Origin of the sequence: Kitasatospora sp. NPDC094016 (assembly GCF_040304045.1) — a bacterium.
Lineage (GTDB): Bacteria > Actinomycetota > Actinomycetes > Streptomycetales > Streptomycetaceae > Kitasatospora.
In genome coordinates this window covers 75,734-97,470 of the sequence record NZ_JBEOUK010000005.1, presented here as the reverse complement: position 1 = coordinate 97,470, position 21,737 = coordinate 75,734, and the positions used below count along the sequence as shown (strand labels likewise).

Here is a 21,737-nt window from a genome sequence, read left to right as displayed (position 1 = left end):
TTCTTGGGGGCATCACAGTTCCTTGGACGTCACGCCCACGCTACCGGTTCGCCGAACCGGGTGACCACGCGGGCGGGACATCCCTCACGCTCCCCTCACGCCGCCCCGCCGGGGCCCGGGGCCTTGGACCCGCCCCGCCGGGGCGGGCACGCCCTAGGCAGCCTCCGCATCCGCCCGGGCGTGGAACTCGCGGACCACCCGCTGCTCCCGGTAGGGCTCCAGCCTGCGCCGGAACTCGTCCAGGTACTCCACGCCCCGGTTGGACCGCAGCCCGCTCAGCAGCCGGACCGCCTGCGCGCCCGTCTCACAGGCGCGTTCGAGGTCCCGCTGCTGCAACTGGGCGGTGGCGAGCAGGACGAGGTCCACCGCGCGGCGGCGGACCCGGGTCGGCGGGTGCAGGTCGAGCGCCCGGCGGGCGTAGTGCTCGGCCTGGCCTGCCTGCTCCAAGTCCCGGTGGCAGTGGGCCAGTTCGTCCGACAGGTAGGCGTCGTCGAAGTGGACGATCCAGTCCGGGTCGTCCTCCGGGCGACGCTTCTCCATCATCTCCAGCGCCTTGGCCGACACCGCCTCGCAGGAGCGGGCGTCCCCCAGCAGGGCGTGGCCGCGGGCCTCGGCGGCGTAGAACATCGCCATCGCCGTCGGGGTGGCGACCGTCCGGGCGCCCTCCTGCGCGGCGCGGGCGAGCTGGGCGATCTCCCGCGGGTTGCCGAGCGTCGCCGCCAGGTGGCTCATCGACGCCGCCAGCACGTAGCCGCCGTAGCCGCGGTCGTCGGCCGCCTGGGCGAGCCGGAGCGCCTGGATGTAGTAGCGCTGGGCCAGGCCGGGCTGTCCGGTGTCCACCGCCATGTAACCGGCCAGTTCGGTCAACCGGGCCACTGCGGCGAAGAGTTGGCGCCCGGTCTCGTCCCGGTACGCCCCGCCGAGCAGGCTGGAGACCACCGAGTTGAGGTAGTGCACGACCACCGGGCGCACGTGACCGCTGCCGAAGCGGTGGTCCAGGTCGACCAGCATCGTGGTGGTGGCCTTGATCGCGGCCACGTCGGTCGGGCCGACCCGGGGGCCGCCGGTGCGCGCCACCACCGGGTCGGGCGGGGTGATCAGCCAGTCCCGGCTGGGCTCCACCAGCGCGGAGGCCGCGACCGTGGCCCCGGTCAGGAAGTCCCGCCGCCCGACGTCGCTGCGCCAGAGCTCGCAGACCTGCTCCAGGGCGGCGTTCAGGGTCGGCGCGAACTGGAGCCCGATGCCGGAGCTGAGGTTCTTGCCGTCGGCCATGCCGATCTCCTCGACCGACACGCTGCGGCCGAGCTTGCGGCCGAGGGCCTCGGCGATCACGGCCGGCGCCTGCCCGCGCGGCTGCTGCCCGCGCAGCCAGCGGGCGACGGAGGTCTTGTCGTAGCGCAGGTCCAGACCGTGCTCGGCGCCGCAGAGGTTGACCCTCCGGGCCAGGCCGGCGTTGGAGCAGCTGGCCTCCTGGATCAGTTGCTGCAGACGCTCGTTGGGCTGTCGTGCGACGAGTGGTCTTGCGGCCATTGGGTTTCGCCTCCCCACACCCTCCGGTCCCGGCCGGCGGGCGACGATTCTGCTGATCTGTTGCCGACTGTCCGACCGTCCAAGGAATCTGACACCAGGTTAGCGATCAGCAACGCCAGCGGGATACCCACGGTGACGATCCGCACCCCCCACGCGCCCTGGGAAATGCTCCTGTGCGCCCCCACTGCGCCTGCCCCCGCCCGCCTCAACTCGGTCGAGTAACCGGTTCGGGTGACATTGCCGGTATGCGCCCAACCGGCTTGCGCCGGGCCGTAACCAGCCTCACACACGGTAGTTGAGCTTCGCGTGGAAGACATCCCCGACTCCCCCGACCAGGGCAAGACCGCCGCACTGCCCCCGCTGCTCGTCGAAGCCGTCGGCTACGCCGAGAACCGCCACTGGGAGGTCGCTCCCGGCGCCTGGCTGATCGACGGCGACGGGCCCGCCCGCTGCTCCTGCGGCGACCGGCGCTGCCTGCTTCCGGGGGCCCACCCGCTCGACGCGGACTGGGCCCGCAAGGCGAGCGCCGGGCCGGGGGCGGTGCGGCGCTGGTGGACCGAGCGGCCGCAGGCCTCGATCCTGCTGCCCACCGGCCGGTCCTTCGACGTCCTGGACGTCCCGGAGACGGCCGGCTGCCTGGCGCTGGCGCGGATGGAGCGGATGGACCTCCAGCTGGGCCCGGTCGCGGTGCTGCCCGCCTCGCCCGGCCGGATCGGTCGGCGGCTGCACTTCCTGGTGCTGCCCGGGGTCGCGGCCAAGCTGCCGGAGATGCTCCGCAAGCTCGGCTGGCCGCCCGGCCGGCTGGACCTGGTGGCCCGCGGCGAAGGGGACTGGACGGTCGCCCCGCCCTCCCGGATCGGCGGCACCGGCTACGCCCAGTGGGCCCGCTCCCCCTCGGCGCTCAACCGCTGGCTGCCCGACGCCGCCGAGCTGATCAGCCCGCTCGCCTACGCCTGCGGACGCGAGGCGCCCGCGGCCGCCCACCCCCAGCCCGCCCAGCCGGCGGCAGCGGTGCGCTGACCGGGCGCGGCAACGGTTCGCCACCCCGACGCACCGCCCTGGTTCACCGCCCCGGTTCACCGCCCCGTGAACGGCCGCCCTCCGCCTATCGGGTGAGGGCGCGCAGCGCGCGACACCCCGCGCCCGGCTGACGGGCCTTGCCTCCCACCGGAGGCGAGGCCCGTCACACGCATGTGCGGATAAGGCCTCCGTGTACCCGCTGATCATGGGCGAAAGCCCCCCGGACGAGTGACAGCGCTCAAGGATTGCCATGATCGGCCGAGGGGAGGAATTGCGGTGCGAGGGGACGCCGGAGGGAGCGCTCGGACGGGGAAGCCGGGCGAGGCGGTGGAGGGGCCGGGAGGGACGGAGGGGATGGAGGGGACAGGGAGGGACGGAGGGGACAGGGAGGGAACGGGGAGGCGAAAGGGCCCGCTGCACGGGGAGCAGCGGGCCCTTCGCGTCGTTCCGGGAAGCACGTTCCCCGGGCCCGGAAGCGTTCCTCCGGGCCCGGGGGGCGCGTTCCTCAGGCCTGGGCGACGAAGACGTGCTGGGCGATGTCCTTGCCCAGCTCCGCCGCGTTCTCCCCGGTGCCGACCAGCACGCCGCCGACGCCGGCGCTGACCCGCACGGTGGAGCCCGGCCGGATCCCGGCCCGGCGCAGCGTGCGCATCAGTTCGCCGTCGGTCTGGATCGGCTCGCCGATCCGGCGGACCACCACGCTGGCGCCGCCGTCGCCCGGCTTGACGGTGTCCAGCGGGACGAGCGCGGCGTCGAAGCCCTCGCCCTCGGCCTTGGCGTCGCCCAGCTCGTCCAGGCCCGGGATCGGGTTGCCGTACGGGGACTGGGTCGGGTGGCCGAGCATGGCGAGCACCTTGCGCTCGACCGTCTCGCTCATCACGTGCTCCCAGCGGCAGGCCTCCTCGTGGACCTGCTCCCACTCCAGGCCGATCACGTCGACGAGCAGGCACTCGGCGATGCGGTGCTTGCGCATGACGCGCACGGCGAGCCGGCGCCCGTCGTCGGTCAGTTCGAGGTGTCGGTCCCCCGCTACCTGCAACAGCCCGTCGCGCTCCATCCGGCCGACCGTCTGGCTGACCGTCGGGCCGCTCTGCTCCAATCGCTCAGCGATCCGGGCGCGCATCGGAACGATGCCTTCCTCCTCCAGCTCCAGGATGGTGCGAAGGTACATCTCAGTGGTGTCGATCAGCCCAGACATCGCCGCTGGCTCCGTTCTTCGGTGTCCTCACCGCCAATTCTGACGTACTGCACCGACAACCGGGCCCGCGCAAGGGCCCCGGGTCCCGGTTTTCGTTCCTGTTGACAGCGGTGCCGCCGGGGCGCCACGGTGCTCGCCGTAGCTTTCTCCACTGGCGGCCCGGACCCTCCCGGCCCGCCCCACCCGGCCGGCTCCCCCACCGGCAGAGAGCGAAGGCAACAGATGAACGACCTGGTCGGCCGGTACTTCGACGCCGCGATCGCCCATCTCCAGCGGGTCCGGGAGGAGGAGGCCGACGCCATCGAGGCCGCCGCGGCACTGCTCGCCGAGGCGATCGCCGAGGGCCGCCGGGTGTTCACCTTCGGTGCCGGGCACTCCGCGCTGCCGGCCCAGGACGTGGTCTACCGGGCCGGCGGGCTCGTCCCGATGAACCTGCTGAACGTCCCCGGGATGGCGGGGGTGACGGTGATGCCCGCGCCGCTGGCCAGCGCGCTGGAGCGGGTGTCCGGCCTGGCCACCACCACCCTGGACCTGACCCCGGCCGCCTCCGGCGACCTGCTGTTCGTGATCTCGCTGTCCGGCCGCCAGGTGATGCCGGTCGAGCTGGCCCGGTACGCCCGGGACCGCGGCCTGAAGGTGATCGGCGTGACCTCGCTGGCGTACCCGGGCGAGGTGCCCCCGGCGCACCCGTCCGGCACGTACCTGAAGGACAACTGCGACGTGGTGCTGGACAGCAAGATCGCGGTCGGGGACGGCGAGCTGACCCACCCGGCCGCCGAGACCACCTTCGGCCCGGTCTCCACCATCGTGACCAGCGCCCTCATGCAGGCCGTGGTCGCCTCGGCGGTCGGCCGGCTGGCCGACGCGGCGGCCGAGGGCACCACCGCGGCCCCGCCGCTGTTCCGCTCCGGCAACGTCCCCGGCGGCACCGAGTGGAACGCCAAGCAGATGGCCGACAACGCCGACCGGATCCTCTACACCTACTGACGCCCACCGGTCGCGCCCACGGGCACGCCGGGCCACGCAGGGTGTCCGCCCGCCCACCGAACGTACCCGGGCCGGACAATCCACCGGGGCATCCCGGCCATTGCGGGCGGCCCGGGGGCGGGCCAGGCGTACCGGGAAGCCGCCCGGGGCAGGAGGGCGGTGCGACCGGAGCGACGGGTGGGGGCCGGACATGGCGTCTGGGGCGGGACGGACGGGGTGGGTGCGCGAGCGGGAACTGCTGCCCGGGTTCTTCTGGGCCGCCGACGCGGCCTCGCTGCGCGGCCAGCGGCGTTCGGTGCTGCTCTCCGCCTGGGAGCTGCTCCTGCTGGTGGCCGCCGCCGCGACCGGCTCGGCCGACGGCGAGCCGTGGGCCTGGCCGGCGGCCGCCGCCTACCTCGGCGCGATCGTCCTCGCGGTGGTGATCAGTCGGCAGAACCCGCAGGGGCTCTGGTACGAGGGCCGGGCCGCCGCCGAGTCGGTCAAGACGCTGGCCTGGAAGTTCGCCGTCCGGGCGGACGCCTACCAGCCGCCGCCGCACACCCTGCCGGACGCGGAGGGCCTGTACCGCGTCCAGCTCGGCGGGGTGCTGGGCGCCTTCCGGGACAGCCGGGTGGTCACGCCGGGCGCCGGGGCGGAGCTCGCCGGGATCACGGCGGCGATGCGCGACCTGCGCGAGCAGCCGCTCGCGGTGCGGCGCGAGGTGTACCTGAGCGAGCGGATCCAGGTGCAGCACGACTGGTACCGCGCCAAGTCCCGGTACTGCGCCCGGGCCGGAGCCCTGGCGGGGGTGCTGGGCGTGGTGCTCCCGGCGCTCGGGCTGGTGCTCGCGGTGCTGCGGGCGCTCGGCGCGTTCACCTACGACGCGCTGGGCACCGTCTCGGCGGTGGCCGCCTCGATCACCGCGTGGGCGCAGCTGCGCCAGTACCGCCCGCTGGCCGCCGCGTACGGGCTGGCCGCCGACGAGCTGGAGCTCATCCGGCGCCAACTGGCCCGGCTGGACGTGGAGTCGGCGGACGCCGAGGAGCTCTGGGCCCGGCTGGCCCGGGACGCCGAGGACGCGGTCTCCCGCGAGCACACCACCTGGCAGGCCCGCCGGGAGATCCGCACCACCACCGACCGGGACCACTGAGGAGGCCGCAGGTGTCGTTACGGATGGTCAAGGCCCCGGACGGTCGCGCCCTCGCCGTCGAATCCCTGGGCGACCCGCGCGGCCGCCCGGTGTTCCTGCTGCACGGCATGCCCGGCAGCCGGGTGGGCCCGCACCCGCGCAGCACCGTGCTGTACCGGCTGGGGGTGCGGCTGATCTCCTACGACCGGCCGGGCTACGGCGACTCGACCCGCCAGTTCGGCCGCCGGGTGAGCGCGGCGGCCGCCGACGTGCGGGCCATCGCGGACGACCTCAAGCTGGACGGCTTCGCGGTGCTCGGCCGCTCCGGCGGCGGCCCGCACGCGCTGGCCTGCGCGGCGCTGCTGCCGGAGCGGGTCAGCCGGGTGGCGGTGCTGGTCGGCCTGGCGCCGCGCAACGCGGCCGGCCTGGACTGGTACGCCGGGATGACCCCGTCGAACGTGCACGCCTACCAGGAGGCGGAGCGCGGGCACGGCCGGATCGCCGACGCGATGGAGTTCCGCTCCCGGCAGATCAAGGACGACCCGGTCCGGCTGCTGAACGGGCTGCGGCCCGAACTGTCGCCCGCCGACCGGGAGGTGGTGGCCGACAACGGGCTGCGGCGGATGCTGCAGAGCAACTACCGGGAGGCATTCCGGCACGGCGCGGACGGCTGGATCGACGACGTGCTGGCGTTCACCGCCGACTGGGGGTTCAAGGTCGAGGACATCGCGGTGCCGAGCTGGCTGTGGCACGGCACCGACGACCAGTTCTCCCCGGTCGAGCACTCCCGCTGGCTGGGCGACCACATCCCCGGCGCCGAACTCTTCCTGGAGCCCGGCGCCGCGCACTTCGGCGCGTTCCGGGTGCTGACCACCGCCCTGGCCTGGGCGGCGGGCTGAGGCCTCAGGCCGTCACCGGGGTGACCGGCGCTCCCCCGCCCAGCACGGCCAGGACGTTGTCCACGGCCAGGCCGCCCATCGCCTGCCGGGTGGCGACGGTGGCACTGCCCAGGTGCGGGGCCAGGACGGCGCGTTCCTGGGCGAGCAGCGCGGACGGGACGGCCGGCTCGTGCTCGAAGTTGTCCACGGCGGCGGCGAACAGCGCGCCGGACTCCAGCGCGGCGGCCAGCGCCTCCTCGTCCACCACTCCGGCGGTCATGCTGACCACCACCGCCCCGCGCGGCAGCAGGGCGAGGCGGCGGGCGTCCAGCAGGTGCCGGGTGGCGGCGCTGAGCGGGGCGGTGACGACCAGCACCGTGGAGTGGGCGAGCAGGTCCTCCAGCGGCCGCCAGGTGGCGCCGTCGGCCTGCTCGGGCGGCAGCTCGCGGCGATTGTGGTAGCTGACCGGCATGTCGAAGGCGCGGGCCCGGCGGGCCACCGCCTGCCCGATCCGGCCCATGCCGAGCACGCCCAGCGGGGTGCCGGCCAGCTCCATGCCGAGCAGGAAGTTCGGCGCCCAGGTCCAGGGGCTGCCGGAGCGCAGCAGGCGCTCGCCCTCGCCGAGGCGGCGGGTGGCGGCCAGCAGCAGCGCCCAGGCCATGTCGGCGGTGGCGGTGGTGAGCACGCCGGGGGTGTTGGAGACCAGCACGCCGCGTTCGGCGCAGGCGGCCAGGTCGATGTTGTGGTGCCCCACGGCGTGGTTGGCGACGATCTCCAGGAGCGGCCCGGCCGCGTCCAGGAACTCGCCGTCGACCCGGTCGTCCAGGGTGGTGAGCACGGCGCGGCGGCCGCGGACGGCGGCCAGCAGGTCGGCCCGGTCCATCGCCCGGTCGGAGTCGTGGCAGGTGACGGCGTGGCGCGCGGTGAGCCGTTCGATCACCCCGGGCGCGAGGCGCCGGGTGACCAGGACCGGGGGCGGGGTCTGCTCGCTCATGGTCCCGCAGCGTACTCGCCGCCCCCGGTCGCTCGCCTACACCGGCTGCGGCTCCAGGTCCCGGTTGATCCGCTTCCAGCCGCGCGCCGCGACCGTGTTGGGGTGCTCCTCGCCGAACTGCCGGATCAGCTCGCCGATCGCGCGGGCCCGCAGTTCGGCGGCCTGGGTGTGCCGGCCGGCCGAGCGCAGGGTGATCGACAGGTTGGCCTCGCAGGCGACGGCGTCCGGGTGCCGGGGCGTGTAGCGCTCGCACAGGCCCTGGTAGGCGGCCCGGCCGAGTTCCTCGGCGAGGCCGATCTGGCCGTCGTCGCCGTAGGCGTTGGCCAGGTTGATCACCGCGTTGAGGGTGTACGGGTGGTCCGCTCCGACGGAGTCGGTCAGCCCCTCGACGGTGAGCCGGCCGCGTTCGATGGCTCCCTGGATGTCACCGCTGCCGCGCAGGTAGATGCCGAGGTTGTTGGCGCAGGCCAGGGTGAAGGGGTGTTCGTCGCCGAACAGGCGGCGGTGGCCTTCGAAGACGGTGGAGCAGAGGTCGCGGGCGGCCTCCTTGTCGCCGGAGGCGCTGTGGTCGGCGGCCAGGTTGAGCGCGCAGGCGAGCGCGTCGGGGGCGTCGGCGCCGTAGCGCTCCAGGTAGCGCTCGTAGGTCTCCTTGGTGATCCGGCGGGCTTCGGCGAGCGCGCCGATGCGGCGCAGTGAGACGGCCAGCGACTTGGCGTTGCGCAGGTTCTCCGGCAGGTCGGGGTCGAGGACGTCGCCGAGGTCGGAGGTGACTTCCTGGAGCAGGTCCACCGAGCCGCGGTAGTCGCCGAGTTCGCGCAGGTCGCGGGCGAGGTTGGACTTAGTGGAGAGGGTGTAGGGGTGCCGGGGGCCGAGGACGGCGGTGCGCCGGTCGAGGGTCTCCTGGTCGAGTTCGCGGGCGGCCTCGCTGTTGCCGACGAGCCGGTAGTCGATGGCCAGGTTGTTGGCCATGGAGAGCGTGCGCGGGTTGTCGTCGCCGAACAACTCGCGGAACTGGTCGAGGATTTCGCGGTCGAGGTCGAGTGCGGCCTGGAACCGGCCGAGTGCCCGGCGGTCGGCGCCGAGGGAGCCGGCCGTCATCAGGGTGTACGGGTGGTGCTCGCCGAGCAGGGCCCGCTGGCGTTCCAGGGTGTCCTCGTCCAGGGCCAGGGCTTCGGCGTAGTTGCCCTGGGAGCGCAGCACGTTGGCGAGTTGGAAGCGCAGCAGCAGGGTCTGCCGGTCGTTCTCGCCGAGCTTGTTGGTCCACTCGGTGTCCAGGGCGTGGCCGAGGTCGCGGGCGCGGTCGAGTTCGCCGCGCTTCCAGAGGTAGCGGACGCGGTCGATGAGCAGCTGGCGGGTGTCCGCCTCGTCGCAGTTGTGCGCCTTGGAGGGCGACAGGTGCGGCCAGATCTCGTCGAAGGCGGGCCAGTTGGCGGGGTCGTCGGTGTCGCCGAGGACCGGCCGGGCGCCGGTCAGGATGCGATGCACCTCGTGGACGGCGATCTCCTGTTCGTCGTCGGTCATCTCGGCCCGGATCACCGCCTGGACGAGCCGGTGCACCTGGAAGCTGTTGCTGCCGGCGTCAACCTTGGCCAGCGCGTACCGGCCGATCGCCTGGATCACCTTGCCCAGCATGAACTTGTCGCTGAGGTCGGCGTCGTACTTCACCAGCGCCCGGATCATCTGGTCGCTGTAGAAGAGGTTCATCGAGATCGGCTCGGGCGCGAAGAACGCGCAGAGCTGGAGGAGCCGCACGGCGGCCGGGGACTGCTGGCGCAGCCGGCCGATGGAGACGTTCCAGGTCGCGCCGACCGGGGTCGGGTAGTCGGCGGGGCGGGCGACGGCCAGCGCGCGGGCCGCCTCGGCGTGCAGTTGGGCGACGTAGGTCTCCACCGGGGTGCCGGTGGTGTCCAGCCAGGCGGCCGCGACCTCGACGGCGAGCGGCAGGTCGCCGACCGCCTCGGCGACCCGGTCGGCGTCCGGGCGGGACAGGCCGCGGGCGCGCCGGCACAGGTGCTCGACGCTCTCGCCGCGGGTGAAGACGTCCACCTCCAGCGCCTCGGCGTGCCCGGTCCAGGCCTGGTTGCGGGAGGTGACCAGGATGTGGCCGGAGCCGCCGGGGAAGAAGCGGCGGATCTCGGCCGGTTCGTCGGCGTTGTCGAAGATCAGCAGCCAGCGCGAGGTGGGCACGCCGCGGCGCAGCGCCTCCCGGGCGGCCTCGGCGGCTTCGGTGACGGAGTCGCCGACGCGCAGGCCGAGCCGGCGGGCGAGGTCGGCGAGGGCGGGGGCGACGAGTTCGGTCTGTTCGGCGTCGATCCACCAGACCAGGTCGTAGTCGGACATGAACCGGTGCGCGTACTCCAGCGCGACCTGGGTCTTGCCGACGCCGCCGAGCCCGTACAGCGTCTGGGGGGTGGGCAGGACGGCCGCCATGCCGCCGCGCAGCTGGTTGCGCAGTTGTTCCAGGACGGCGGCGCGGCCGGTGAAGGAGGGGTTGCGCGGCGGGACGTCCCACACGGTCGGCTTGCTGCCGGGGAAGCGCGGCCCGCCGCCGTTGGACTCGGTCAGGGCGACGTCGCCGCGGCCGAGGGCGCGCAGCAGGGTCTGGACGGACTGCGCCTCGTCGCGGCCGACGAGGTCGACGGGGTTGCGGTTGCTGAAGGGCGCGGTGAGCCTGACGTCGCCGACGCGGACGGGGACGAGCTGGCGCCGGGTGCCGGCGGGGTCGGAGTTGACCACGGACTCCCACAGCGCCCGGGCCTGCGGGGAGCGCTGGTAGGCGGGCGAGAGCACGGCGACGGTCCGGTAGGCGGCGTCGATGCCGCGTTCGGTCTCCTCGCGCGGGTCGGTGCCGGCGCTGAGGTCGCGGGGCAGCACCCGGAAGCCGGCCCGGGTGAGCACGGACTCGATCCAGTCCGCCCACATCCGGTCCTCGGGGACGTAGGAGAGGTAGAGGTCGGCGGGGACGGACGGGCGGCGGCGGGTGAACGCGTCCACGTAGCGCAGCCGCAGTTCCTCGTCCATGACCGGCAGGGAGGTGACCTTGCGCTGGGTGATCATCGCGGTGAGCCGCTCGCAGGCGGCGAGCATCGAGGTGGGGGTGCCGGTCTGGTCGCCGAAGGTGGCGAGGATCTCCTCGTAGGCGTAGAACGGCCGGTACGGGATCTCCACCGAGCCCCAGTAGGCGGCGAGTTCCTCGCCGTTGAGGCCGGTCGGCAGCCCGTCGAAGCGGACCCGGGCGAGGGAGCGGCCCGCGTCGGCCTTCTCCTTCTCGCCCTCGTCGATGCGCATCGGGACGGGCAGGATGCGGATGCCGCGCTCGCGGTAGCGGTCGTGGATGTGCTGGGCGATCCGGGAGGCACCGTCGATGGACTGGTCGCTCAGGGTGAAGCAGACCACCAGGTCGTCGGGCATCTGGACGGTGCAGATCTCGGCGATGTCGGACAGTCCGGTGCGCGAGTCGATGAGCACGTAGTCGTACCGCTTGCTCATGTCGGCCTTGAGGGCGTCGAAGAACTGCCCGCCGTCGAAGCGGTCGTAGAAGATGTCCCAGTCCAGGTGGGTGACGGCCTCGGAGTAGTCCCGGTTGAACTGGCCGGCGGACAGGAAGTCCAGGCTGCCCCCGGTCGGGAACAGCGGCCAGGACAGCGACAGCGCGTGCGGGTGCACCCTGGCGAAGTCCAGGTGCCAGCCCTCGGCGTGCTCGACCGGGCGCAGGGCCTCCTCGCGGTACTCGGCGATCAGGTCCATCATCCCGGTCGTGCCGGCCAGCGAGGCCGGGTCGAGGAAGGGGTGGAAGAACTTGGCCAGGCCCGGCGCCTCCAGGTCCCAGTCCACGGTGAGCACCCGGTAGCCGTTGGCGGCCAGGATCCAGGCGGTGTTGGCGAGCGCCATGGTGCGCCCGGTGCCGCCCTTGTAGGAGTAGAAGGTGATGATCCGACCGTTGCGGTCCTGCTCCACGGACCGTCGCTCGGCCTCCCGCTGGGCGGCCAGTTCGGCCACGGTGAGGCCCCCGAGGCGGAAGTTCCTGGTGGGGTTCTCGCTCATCTGGGTCGTCCTCCCAAGGGCGCCATCCCGTCATCGGGGTCATCGCCGTCGTCACGGTCTGGGTGGTCGTCACTTCCGGAGCCGTCCTGCCCGAAGGGGGCCTCGCGGCCGAACGGGGCCGCGCCCGGGCCGCGCCGGAACGCGTCCCGCAGGTTCGGGCGGGGCGGCGGCGGATCCTCCGGCTCGGCCCTGGTGCGGCCCTCGAAGGCGTACTTGGCCTTCATGGCGGCCCGGGGCAGCGCGTCGTCGAAGTCCTCCAGGGTGTTCAGCCCGGTCGGGCCGGTCACGCCGAGGAAGCTGGGGCGGCTCGCCCGCCGGGTGATGCGCAGCGCCTGGTCGCTCAACTCGCCGAGTTCGCCGCCGCGTTCCTCGCACTCGGGATCCTCGGTGTTCCACGGCTCCAGGACGCTCACCCAGGTGGCGTCCGAGCGGTCGAAGCGGCGGACGAGCTCCCGGCGGTCCGGATCGCGCAGCGCCCACCGGTCGAGCAGGAGCAGGCCGGGGGCGGCCGCCTCCCCCTCGATGATGGATTCGACCTCGTCGTCGAACTCGTGCACGGTCGGCTGGAACCCCAACTGCCGGGCCAGCCGCACCGCGTGCTGGGCGATCGGCGAGCCGGCCGGTCGATAGGGGTGCCAGTCGGTGCGCCGGGCGCCGTAGAAGTCGGGATTGCGGTCGGGCGGCACCTCACCCTGGTGGTAGGAGAGTACGGAGATCCGCAGCTGCTTGGTCGGCGCGCTCACGTCGAAGGCGCTGGGCAGCCCGCTGAAGTCCAGCCGCCGCCCGACCGGGATCACCGTCTCCTCCGCCACCTGCACGATCCGCGCCGCCAGCCGGTGCACGGCCAGCTCGTAGGCGGAGCGGAAGTAGGTGAGCTTCATCAGCGCGTACAGGCCCTCGGTGGCGTAGTCCGGCCCGAAACTGGCGTGGTTGAACTGGAGTTCACTGGCGACCTTGGGCAGCCGGTAGCGGCTCATCGGCGCCCACAGCACCGGCACGATGCCACTGGTGCGCTCCGCGTCGATCGTCGCCGGGTACACCGGACGGCGGGTGAAGGCGTGCCACTCCTGCCCGCACGGGACGCTGTTGAAGTACCGGGGCGAGTACAGCGGTACGAACACCCGGCAGGTCGCCAGCTCCTCCGACAGCCGCTCCGCCCACAACTCCCCCTGGTGCATGGACTCGTCCATGAAGCCGACCGGCACCCCGGCCGGGACGGTGGTCAGCTGCAGCACCGCCTCGCACAGGTCCCGGTACAGCTGGCGGACCCAGTGGTTCGGATCACCGGCTCCGCGCGTGCCGGCCTTCGGGGTGTGCGCGTAGGAGAGGAAGAAGTACGGCCGGGCATCGTCCTCGTCCCAGCCACGGTCGTTCACACGCGCCTCCCCCGGGCCCGTCGGCAACCTGGTTCCCGCAGCCCCCGTGCGGCGGGGTCTCAGTGTAGGAACGACTGAGGACCCAAGGGAATAGCACAACGAGTCGCACGAATTGACATGACCGAAACGACGCGGCTGTGCGCCCGCTTATCGTGGCTCCGGGGCCTGCTCCAGCGCGCCCGATACGGAGTACAAGGAAGGTAGCCATGGACCACCTCAACTGGCAGAAGCCGAGCTTCAGCGGGGAGGAAGCCAACTGCATCGAGATCGCTTCCGACGGCGACCTCGTCTACCTCCGCGAGTCCGACAACCCCACTCACATCGTCACCACCACCCGCGCCAAGCTCAACGCCTGGCTCCTCGGCGCCAAGGCCGGCGAGTTCGACCACTTCATCGCCTGACCTCCACGGCCGGACATGGCGCGGGCCCGCCTGGAGAAGGCGGGCCCGCGTGCCATGCATGGCACCTATGCCTGATCCCGCCGATCCCGAAGCCGCTCGGACCGGGCCTGGCAGACACCGCCGACGGCGGCGGCCAGCAGGATCAGGACCAGCATGCCCGTCACGCCCGGCCCCGCCGACGCTTGAACTCGCGCAGCAGAGCCAGCAGGTTGATCAGGGTGCTGGCCGGGATGTTGCCGATGGAGACCAGGGCCCGGCCGTTCAGGTCGGCTTCGCCGGACTGAGCGGACGGCCAGAGGAGGCCGAACTCGCGTCCCTCCGTACGGAGATCGACGATCAGTTCGGTGATCTGCCGGCCGGTGAGCTGCCGCAGGGCCGGGTCGGCGGGGTGGATCGGGTGGTGGGCGATCACGCGGCGCCGTCCAGCTCGAACCAGACGCGCTTGCCGAGCTTCTGCGGCTCCGCACCCCAGCGGTGCATGAGCCCCTCCACCAGCATCAACCCCCGCCCGGACTGGGCGAACGGGTCGGGCTTGCGCTGCTCGGGCAGCACAGGGCTGCGGTCCGCGACGGTGACGCGGAGCGTCCCGCGGACGACGGCGACCAGGACGACGGGCGCGGCGGTCAACCCGTGCCGCCAGGCGTTCACCACCAGCTCCACGAGAGCGAGTTCAGCATCCCCGATGGAGGAGTTGGGGTACCCGGCGCGCGCCATGGTGTCGCGCAACGCCTCGCGAGAGACGGTGAGGGAGGGGGAGTTGAGGTTGGGGTCACACATGGGGAATCTCCCAGCGGTGCAAAGTGATTGGTGAGTGGACTGTAGGGCCAATCACCACAATCCTGCAACACTCTCCGCATCTAGATCTACACTTTCAGTAGGCGGCCTACTCGTTGGCCGAACTACTGCACGAGAAGGGCACGTGCATGGGATTCAGGACCGCAATCAGTGAACGGCAGCGTCGACTTGGCGATGAGCTGCGACGTCTCCGCACCAGCACAGGCATGTCTCTTCCGGACCTCGGCGAGCTGGTTGGCATGAAGGGACCAGCCGTCAGCCACACCGAGTCGGGCAGGCTCGGTATCAATCCTGAGCGCTTGACCCTCTGGCTCGACGCCTGTCATGCCAACGATCCCGAGTATCGAGCGGGCCTTCTCGCCATGGGCCAGAGCAACGGCAAGGGCTGGTGGACGGAATACCGGCCCTACGTTCCAACGTCAGCCCTCGATCTCGCCGAGTTCGAACACAGCGCCACCCGCCTGGACACCTACGAGACGCTACTGATCCCTGGGCTGCTCCAGACCAAGGGCTACAGCGAGGTCATCCTCGAATACGCGCAGAAGACCGTCGAGTTCCGGCAGTCGCGACAGCGAATCCTCAGCGTCGAGAGCGGGACGCCATTTCATGCCGTGATCCACGAGGCTGCCCTACGAACGATGTACGGCGGACCTACCGTCATGCGTGACCAGCTGAACCACTTGATCGAGGTCGGCAAGCTGCCCCACGTCACCATCCAGATCCTGCCGTTCGACTGCACCGTGTTCGCCTCGGCCGACACCCCGTTCATGCTGCTTCACGGCAGACACTCCAAGCTGGACACCGTCTTGATGGAACAGCCCCAGGGCTCACCATTCCTTGGCGAGCCCGAAGCAGTAGCCTCGTTCCGGCGACAGTTCGAACGACTCAAAGGCCTGGCACTCCCGCCCCTGACGGCCAGCGCATCCGAGCCATCGCCCTCATATCGCGATTCATGGGGCTTGCTCCAACACATTCGGTACGCAGTACAGGGAAGGTAAGCATGGAACAGCTCAACTGGCAGAAGTCGAGCTTTAGTGGGGAGCAGACCAACTGCGTGGAGATCGCTTCCGACGGTGAGCTGGTCTACATCCGCGAGTCCGACGACCCCGCCCACATCGTCACCACCACCCGCGCCAAGCTCAACGCCTGGCTCCTCGGCGCCAAGGCCGGCGAGTTCGACCACTTCACCGCCTGACCCACTCGGCGCAGAAGGGCGGCTCCCGCGAACTCGCGGGAGCCGCCGCCTAGCGATCGGCGCTGAGCGCGGTATCGAGATACTCCTGCACCGGCTCGAACAGCCCGTACGGCACGTACTCGGGGATCTCGGCGAGGGTCACCCACGCGAGCTGGTCCAGTTCCTCCGTGTCGACCACCTCGGCGGTGCCGCTGACGACCTCGCAGGCCGTGTACGACATCAGTCGGCCGGTCTTCGGGTGCACGCGCTCACCCAGGAGCTTGATCGCGGCCACACCGAGCCCGGTCTCCTCCACCGTCTCTCGGACAGCCGCCAGCTCGGGCGACTCGCCGGACTCGATCTCACCAGCCGGGAACTGCCACGAGAGCTGGCCCTCGCTGACCCGCCGCCGGACCATCAAGACGCGGCCTTCGTGGACCACGATCGCGGCGGCGATTCCCGGGCGTTCCTCGGCAGTCTGCCGTGTCACGTCTGCTCCTCCAGCGCGGCCAGGACGGGTGGAAAGATCGTATCGGCGTCGATGAAGCGGGTCACCTTCTCTCGCCGACACCAGTGCCGAGACGATCTTCTCCAAGCGCTTTCTGGAGCACATCAGCTCCGGGGCTCGACCGGGCCTCTGATGATGACGGACTTCAGCCGGACCAGCGGTTGCCCCTCGCAAGGAGCCGCCGGTCAACAGTTCCCCGGAGCGTCAGAGCGGGAGACCCTTAGCAAGATTCTTATTCCAGATCAGGAATATGCCCGATACGGCTTGGACAGGCGCCGCAGCCGGCCTTAGCGTCGTTGATGGGTTGGGAGGCACTCGACCTGGAAGGGGTCAGCATGGCTGAGTACCCGCAACTGCTGCGTCTTACCGGCAAGTTCAACGGTCCGAACTGCGACGACGACGACTGCCCGAACGTGTACGCGACCGATCGGGGGACGTTCGTGGTCCAGGGCGACCACTTCACGGCCCTGAAGGTGCCCACCGGGGAGTCCGCTGTCGAGATTCCCCAACACGTCCTGGAGGAGGCCATCCGTGCTCTTGGATGGTGACCAGTGGCGCGCTCACTTCGACAGCTACCAGCACGAAGCGTTCCGGTTCGAGGCGCAGCCCGCCTACACCATGCCCAGGGAAGCAGAGAGCCTGGCCCGCTTTCTGCGCGGCGAGCCGAAGCCGGTCGATCACAACGCGGCGTGGCACCGGAGGGTGCACGGCTTCGTCTCCTCGGGGCGGATGATCGGCCGCGTCCGGGTGGTGCGCCGACCCCTCACGGACTACCAGCGGTACCAGTTCGCCTGGGGCATCCCCGGCAACATCGCCGCCGGGGAAGACATTCGAATCCTGGACGCCACTGAACGGAACTTCGGCATTCCCGACCAGGATTGGTGGCTGTTCGATGGCTCCTCGGCAGTCCACCTGAACTTCCGACCTGACGGCACCCAGATCAACCGGGAGCTGGTCAGCGGCGACATGCGCCGACACCACGAGTGGAAAAGAATCGCCCTGGCCCACTCCATGCCGTTTTCCGAATACCTGAAAGAGCTCGGGTGACGCTCGACCCGGATCAGCTCGGCCGGTCGAAGTCCGATCTGGCCGAAACGCTCAGAAGGCTCCGCCTGGAAGCCGGCCTCACAGGAGACCGGCTTTCGGTGCGTTGTGGCATATCCCAGAGCAAGATCAGCAAGATCGAGACCGGAAAACTGACCCCGGCCCTCGTCGATGTGGAGCGCATCCTCAGGGCTCTTGGGGCTCCGGCCGCCCTCGTCCGGGAAGTGTCCTCGCTGGCTCGTACGGCCAATACCGAGTGGCAAGACAAGCGAACCTCGTGGCGCCGGGGCATCGAAAAGCGACAGGCGGAGCTGGCGTCGCTGGAGTCGGACGCGACAGAGCTGCGATATTTCCTGCCGGCAATGATCACAGGCCTCCTGGCCACGCCCGATTACATTCGGGCCAGCTTGAGCCACTCCCCCGGTGACAGGACGATCATCGTGGGCCGCAAGCTGGAACGCCAGGCGGCTCTCTATGACGAATCAAAGTCATTCACGTTCCTGCTCACGGAGCAGGCGGTGAAGTGGGCACTGCTTCCTCCTCAGGCAATGGCCGTCCAGATTGACCGCCTTGCATCGCTCGCCCATCTGCCGTCCGTTCGAATCGGCGTGATTCCCTATGGGACACTTATTACTCGCGGACCAATGAACACGTTCACGGTGTACGACGACCGCCTCGCCACTGCGGAGTCGTTCACCGGCCGTCTCGCATTTCGCGATCACCGGGACATCCAGCGCTATCTTGAAATTTTCTCGACATTCGAAGAATCCGCCCTCTTCGGCGACGAGGCCAGGGGGCGGCTCAGCGAATGGTCGATGATGTACCGCGGGTGATCTTTATTCACTGACGGGAATATCGTTGTCCGGTCTGCGCGAACCCTCCTAGTCTGGACACCTGCGCTACGGCGGCTCGGTACGGCAGAAGGATGGGCCGATGAAAACCTGGGAGTTCGTGAAGGACCGGACCGCCACCCGGGGTGCGGTCTGGAGATCGGTCGACGGCTCGCTCTACAAGCGGACCGGCGGAGAGGACTTGCGGGCGGAAGTCGAGTTCCAGCAGCTGGCCGCCGGACTGGGATTCCCCGTACCTGCGATTGTCGACAGCGGATTCGAAGGCGGAAGTTACTTCGCCGTCGAACGCACCATCGGCAACAGCTCGTTGCACGAGGACGCCCTGGCCGACGCTCAGCGGGCCGGACAGGTCAGCGACCACGTGATCAGCGCCGCGGCCGCCATCTCCTCGAAGCTCCTACAGGCCCAGGCGAGGCACCCTCTGCCCTCAACACCGTGGTTCGAGAAGGCGGCCTTCGCAGCGGACGTCTTCAAGGAGAACCCGGACTTCGACACGCCGCGGGTCCACCAGGCTGTCGAGCACGCCCTCGACCGCCTGTCCCGACTCCCCATGGTGCACGGGCACTTGGACTACGGTCTGCCCAACATTTTCACGGCCGGGGTCATCGACTGGCAGCACCACGGACCGATCCCGTTCGGCTACGACGTGTACCCGGCGCTCGACATCGTGGCCTTCAAAGGCGGAGGCAAGGGCTACACCATCACCTCGGAGCAGCGCGCCACGTACACCTTCGCACTCGACCGGACCAGCACGTCCCTGATCGGCTGGCGGGTGAGCGATCACCTGGGCGACTTCCTGCTCGTCAAGTGCTTCTTCTTCCTTGCCCTCATGCGGCCCACTCACCCCGCACGGCATGACAAGCACATCAAGTGGCAGTACCGCCGTGCCCTCTTCTCGATGGGACTTGAGCAGTATGAGTCGTCCACCACGATCGACACCGGAGCCTTCCCCGCTCTGGAACAGTTCGCCGCTGAACACCGGTAGGCCGGTTCCCACCGTTCGCGACCGTGACTACCTGATGGATCACCACGGTGTCGTCTTCAAGGTCATCGGGGACAGTCACCCCGGCAGCCACTACCTGGGCTACGTCAAGTACCACCCTGACGAGAAGGGGGACCGGCGGGTGTTCGGCCGGACCTACCGGCAGAACAGTGTCGTGTCGAAGTCCTTCGGCATCCTGGCCGACCGACCGGAGTGCTACGTCTACTCCGACGCCCTCGGCTGCGTCATCACGGGCATTCCGCGCGAAGACGTCGCTGTCCACTACTCGTGCCGCCAGGCCCTCGCCGCCATCCATGAGGAACCCGGCGCGGTCGCCGACAACCCGGCGGGCAAGGACCTCCTGGCGATCACGGAGTGGGTCACCGCGAACGGCGCCCGAGATCTCCTGGGTGTCACCGGGTCCTTTCTCGTCGGCTGTTTCAACGAGCGCTCGGACATCGACCTCGTCTGCTACGGGCCGGAGGGCTACGAGGCCGCCCAGGACCTGTTCCAGCAGACCGCTCTGATCAAGCCCTACGACGGAGACGACCTGACCCGGCTGTACATCCGCCGGGCCAAGTACATGGAGGGCAGCTCCTTCGAGGCCCTCATCAAGCAGGAACGCCGCAAGCTTCAAGGGCTCACCGTCAACACCGGCGCGCACATCAACTGCGAACCCATCCGCTCCGACCGCGACAGGCCCTTCTCCCGTATCTCCTCCAAGGAGATCGGAGAGATCTCCCTCCTCGCGAGAATCACCGACCACGCCGAAGGCCTCACCACCCCGGCGCTCTACGGGATCAAGGTCAGGACCATCCTGAGCTCGACCATCGACGAGCCCGACTCCTTCGCCCGCCGGATCACCCACATGCGCTCCTACCTCGGCGCCTACACCGGCGCGTTCCGATCCGGAGACACCGTGCACCTGTCCGGCAAACTCGTCCACTCCCAGGACGGCGACCGCAGCAGCTTCGGCATCGAGCTCACCCCCTGGACCGTCAGTGGCTCCTACGTCGCCAACCTCGCCGCGTAGGCGCCGCGCGGTGGCCCTGCTCGTCATCCGACACGCCGAGTCCGTCGAGAACGCCGACAAGTACCACGGCTTCTACCAGGACCCCCGCCCCTACAGCGGAGCCGCCGCCCATGCCATCTCCCACACCATCGTCGGCCTGACCCCGCGCGGCTTCCGGCAGGCCCAGTGGCTCGCCGGCATCCTGCCGAAGCTCGCCGGCCCCACGCCACACGTCTACACCTCGACCTACCGCAGGACGATCGACACCGCCGCGATCGCCCTGCCCGACATCCCCGACGGCTGGCCCCAGCAGACCACGCTCCTCGACGAGCAGCACTACGGCGACGCCACCTACATGACCAAGCGTGAGCTGAGCGACAGCTACCCCGAACTCGCCAAGGACCGCCGCCTGCGCAAGCACCTCTGGACCGCACCGGGTGGCGGCGAGTCGCTCGCCGAAGGCGTACTCGACCGGGCCACCGAGTTCGCCGCCCTCGCCCAGGCCGAACTCCAGGAATCGAGCACCGTCGTCGCCTTCACCCACCAGACCGCCGCAGTGGCACTCCGCTCCCTACTCGAAGCCTGCACCCTGGCCGAGATCCTCGCCGAGGAGCGGAAGGGCAAGATGCCCAACGCCGCGATCCTCCACTACGAACTGCGAGACGGCCAGTTCACCCGGACGGGAACCACAACCCCGCCGATCTAGGAGGAGCCCGTGCGACACCTGTTTCTCAACGGCCCTGTCCAGAACGGCCCCTTCACCTTCGACACCCGCCCCGGCAAGGCCGTCGGCATCCGCCTCGCAGCCGCCCTCGACGCCATCCTCGGCTTACCGCCCGCACCCCACCTGTGGAACACCGTCACCCTCGCCGGAGACCTCCGCCACCGCGAGGCTGAGGGGCCGAAGATCCCCCGTCAGCGCTTTGAGGCCGACCTCATCGCGAGCAAGTACGCGCCGGGACAGTATCCGGCCGGCGGCATCATGACCGACACCGACACTGAGGTCGCAGGCCTCGCCCTGGAGATGATCGAAAACAACCTCCGCGCCGGCACCCTGACCATCAGCCGTGAGACCGTTCCCACCTGCCGGGCCTGCGGCCACATGACCGGTACCGGTGGCCGCCCCTGCAACGCCTGCGGGAGCACCGACACCCGGGACCGCACAAGCCTTCACCTTGTCGCCGAACTCCCGAAGGACCGCCCCGTCCTCGACCGCTCCGACATCCACGCCAGTCGCCGGCAGCAGCCCAGACACCTTCAGGGCACCGTCGGCAAGGTTCCAGGGCGCCTGATCCTCTCCCGTACTCGCGACCACGGCATCGACCTGTCGCCATTCGGTCTCGACCGCCTCGTGCTCGACCCTCGCGTCGGCATCCATGCCACCGTCCTCGCCGCAGCCCGAAGGCACCGGGCGGAGGTGGCCGTCATGGCCACCACCCAGAACGCCGCCAACCACATCGCCGCCCACGGCCTGCACTTCCGCGGACACGACGGCATCCGCCTCCGCTATGCCCTCCACGGACACCTGCCCTACAACCACATGGCAGATCTTCGACCGCTCCACGACGCATACCGAGCCACCCCGGCGATCAAGGAGAGCTTCGAAGCCTGGTTCCTCCCCCTCTTCTCCCTACAGGCCAAGGCCGCAACCCGGCCCGAGCAGTTGCCGGCAATCTTCAGGCACTACATGCGGGCGCACCTGGCCAGACCGGCTGCAGCCGACGAAGAGATGATCGAGGTCCTACGGTGCTCAGTCGAAGCCGGCAACACCGAATGGATCACCCGGAAACGCGCGCTGGCCGCCGCGATGACAGCCTGTGAGGCCACCGCGTAGA

Annotated in this window: 22 protein-coding genes; 14 read left to right on the top strand and 8 right to left on the bottom strand. The window is 70.5% G+C overall.

The annotated features are described in order from the left end of the window. Nucleotides 1-153: 153 nt before the first annotated feature. Entirely contained in the window at nucleotides 154-1,530 is a 1,377-nt protein-coding gene (locus tag ABT015_RS07050) for an NsdA family TPR-like regulatory protein (RefSeq protein WP_350877580.1), read from the bottom strand. A 315-nt stretch (nucleotides 1,531-1,845) separates the two neighbouring features. On the opposite strand from ABT015_RS07050, the gene ABT015_RS07045 reads away from it, so the two are divergent. After that, entirely contained in the window at nucleotides 1,846-2,550 is a 705-nt protein-coding gene (locus tag ABT015_RS07045; RefSeq protein ID WP_350877767.1) for a bifunctional DNA primase/polymerase, read from the top strand. 505 nt (nucleotides 2,551-3,055) lie between these two features. Here the strand turns inward: ABT015_RS07045 and ABT015_RS07040 are convergent. Further along, the gene (locus tag ABT015_RS07040; RefSeq protein WP_350877579.1) at nucleotides 3,056-3,748 is read right to left on the bottom strand and encodes an iron-dependent transcriptional repressor DtxR; all 693 of its coding nucleotides are present in this window, start codon (nucleotides 3,746-3,748) and stop codon (nucleotides 3,056-3,058) included. 222 nt (nucleotides 3,749-3,970) lie between these two features. Between ABT015_RS07040 and ABT015_RS07035 the strand changes: the two genes are divergently transcribed. From ABT015_RS07035 to ABT015_RS07025, 3 genes are all read left to right on the top strand, one after another. Then, nucleotides 3,971-4,735, top strand: a complete 765-nt coding sequence (locus ABT015_RS07035) for a sugar isomerase domain-containing protein (protein ID WP_350877577.1) — start codon at nucleotides 3,971-3,973, stop codon at nucleotides 4,733-4,735. A gap of 220 nt (nucleotides 4,736-4,955) precedes the next feature. Continuing rightward, nucleotides 4,956-5,864 carry a DUF4231 domain-containing protein gene (locus ABT015_RS07030; RefSeq protein ID WP_350877575.1) on the top strand — a complete coding sequence of 303 codons (909 nt, stop codon included), beginning with the start codon at nucleotides 4,956-4,958 and terminating at the stop codon, nucleotides 5,862-5,864. 23 nt (nucleotides 5,865-5,887) lie between these two features. Next, a complete protein-coding gene (locus ABT015_RS07025; RefSeq protein WP_350877765.1) occupies nucleotides 5,888-6,742 on the top strand; it encodes an alpha/beta fold hydrolase in 855 nt (284 codons plus the stop codon). Between the two features lie 4 nt (nucleotides 6,743-6,746). Here ABT015_RS07025 and ABT015_RS07020 read toward each other — a convergent pair whose 3' ends face one another. The 3 genes from ABT015_RS07020 to ABT015_RS07010 form a co-directional block, all read right to left on the bottom strand. Further along, nucleotides 6,747-7,715: a 2-hydroxyacid dehydrogenase gene (locus ABT015_RS07020; protein ID WP_350877573.1), complete on the bottom strand. Its 969-nt coding sequence runs from the start codon at nucleotides 7,713-7,715 to the stop codon at nucleotides 6,747-6,749. 36 nt (nucleotides 7,716-7,751) lie between these two features. Further along, nucleotides 7,752-11,672, bottom strand: a complete 3,921-nt coding sequence (gene fxsT, locus ABT015_RS07015) for an FxSxx-COOH system tetratricopeptide repeat protein (protein ID WP_350877763.1) — start codon at nucleotides 11,670-11,672, stop codon at nucleotides 7,752-7,754. 83 nt (nucleotides 11,673-11,755) lie between these two features. After that, entirely contained in the window at nucleotides 11,756-13,135 is a 1,380-nt protein-coding gene (locus ABT015_RS07010; RefSeq protein ID WP_350877571.1) for a TIR-like protein FxsC, read from the bottom strand. A gap of 206 nt (nucleotides 13,136-13,341) precedes the next feature. Here ABT015_RS07010 and ABT015_RS07005 point away from each other — a divergent pair, with 206 nt between their 5' ends. Next, nucleotides 13,342-13,536, top strand: a complete 195-nt coding sequence (locus tag ABT015_RS07005; RefSeq protein ID WP_350877569.1) for a DUF397 domain-containing protein — start codon at nucleotides 13,342-13,344, stop codon at nucleotides 13,534-13,536. A gap of 160 nt (nucleotides 13,537-13,696) precedes the next feature. Here the strand turns inward: ABT015_RS07005 and ABT015_RS07000 are convergent, their stop codons facing one another. Further along, nucleotides 13,697-13,948: a hypothetical protein gene (locus ABT015_RS07000; protein WP_350877566.1), complete on the bottom strand. Its 252-nt coding sequence runs from the start codon at nucleotides 13,946-13,948 to the stop codon at nucleotides 13,697-13,699. After that, nucleotides 13,945-14,313: an ATP-binding protein gene (locus ABT015_RS06995; RefSeq protein ID WP_350877564.1), complete on the bottom strand. Its 369-nt coding sequence runs from the start codon at nucleotides 14,311-14,313 to the stop codon at nucleotides 13,945-13,947. Before ABT015_RS06995 ends, ABT015_RS07000 begins: the two co-directional genes overlap by 4 nt. Before the next feature lie 146 nt (nucleotides 14,314-14,459). Between ABT015_RS06995 and ABT015_RS06990 the strand changes: the two genes are divergently transcribed. Further along, nucleotides 14,460-15,329 (top strand): helix-turn-helix domain-containing protein, encoded by an 870-nt coding sequence (locus tag ABT015_RS06990; RefSeq protein ID WP_350877562.1) that lies wholly within the window; start codon nucleotides 14,460-14,462, stop codon nucleotides 15,327-15,329. Next, nucleotides 15,284-15,526 (top strand): DUF397 domain-containing protein, encoded by a 243-nt coding sequence (locus tag ABT015_RS06985; protein WP_350877560.1) that lies wholly within the window; start codon nucleotides 15,284-15,286, stop codon nucleotides 15,524-15,526. The genes ABT015_RS06990 and ABT015_RS06985 overlap by 46 nt, the downstream gene beginning before the upstream one ends. Nucleotides 15,527-15,575: 49 nt before the next feature. Here ABT015_RS06985 and ABT015_RS06980 read toward each other — a convergent pair whose 3' ends face one another. Further along, nucleotides 15,576-15,995, bottom strand: a complete 420-nt coding sequence (locus ABT015_RS06980; protein ID WP_350877558.1) for an NUDIX hydrolase — start codon at nucleotides 15,993-15,995, stop codon at nucleotides 15,576-15,578. Nucleotides 15,996-16,348: 353 nt separating this feature from the next. Between ABT015_RS06980 and ABT015_RS06975 the strand changes: the two genes are divergently transcribed. The 7 genes from ABT015_RS06975 (at nucleotide 16,349) to ABT015_RS06945 (ending at nucleotide 21,736) form a co-directional block, all read left to right on the top strand. Continuing rightward, nucleotides 16,349-16,561, top strand: a complete 213-nt coding sequence (locus tag ABT015_RS06975; protein WP_350877556.1) for a hypothetical protein — start codon at nucleotides 16,349-16,351, stop codon at nucleotides 16,559-16,561. Beyond that, on the top strand, nucleotides 16,545-17,060 hold the full coding sequence (locus ABT015_RS06970; RefSeq protein WP_350877554.1) for a DUF6879 family protein: 516 nt from the start codon (nucleotides 16,545-16,547) through the stop codon (nucleotides 17,058-17,060). Before ABT015_RS06975 ends, ABT015_RS06970 begins: the two co-directional genes overlap by 17 nt. After that, on the top strand, nucleotides 17,057-17,890 hold the full coding sequence (locus tag ABT015_RS06965) for a helix-turn-helix domain-containing protein (protein ID WP_350877551.1): 834 nt from the start codon (nucleotides 17,057-17,059) through the stop codon (nucleotides 17,888-17,890). Before ABT015_RS06970 ends, ABT015_RS06965 begins: the two co-directional genes overlap by 4 nt. Before the next feature lie 100 nt (nucleotides 17,891-17,990). Beyond that, on the top strand, nucleotides 17,991-18,893 hold the full coding sequence (locus ABT015_RS06960) for a phosphotransferase (RefSeq protein WP_350877549.1): 903 nt from the start codon (nucleotides 17,991-17,993) through the stop codon (nucleotides 18,891-18,893). A 34-nt stretch (nucleotides 18,894-18,927) separates the two neighbouring features. Next, complete coding sequence (locus tag ABT015_RS06955; protein ID WP_350877547.1) at nucleotides 18,928-19,923, top strand: nucleotidyltransferase domain-containing protein; 996 nt, start codon at nucleotides 18,928-18,930, stop codon at nucleotides 19,921-19,923. Nucleotides 19,924-19,933: 10 nt separating this feature from the next. After that, nucleotides 19,934-20,608: a histidine phosphatase family protein gene (locus tag ABT015_RS06950; protein WP_350877545.1), complete on the top strand. Its 675-nt coding sequence runs from the start codon at nucleotides 19,934-19,936 to the stop codon at nucleotides 20,606-20,608. 9 nt (nucleotides 20,609-20,617) lie between these two features. Then, nucleotides 20,618-21,736 (top strand): hypothetical protein, encoded by a 1,119-nt coding sequence (locus ABT015_RS06945; protein ID WP_350877543.1) that lies wholly within the window; start codon nucleotides 20,618-20,620, stop codon nucleotides 21,734-21,736. The last annotated feature ends 1 nt before the right edge of the window (nucleotide 21,737 follow it).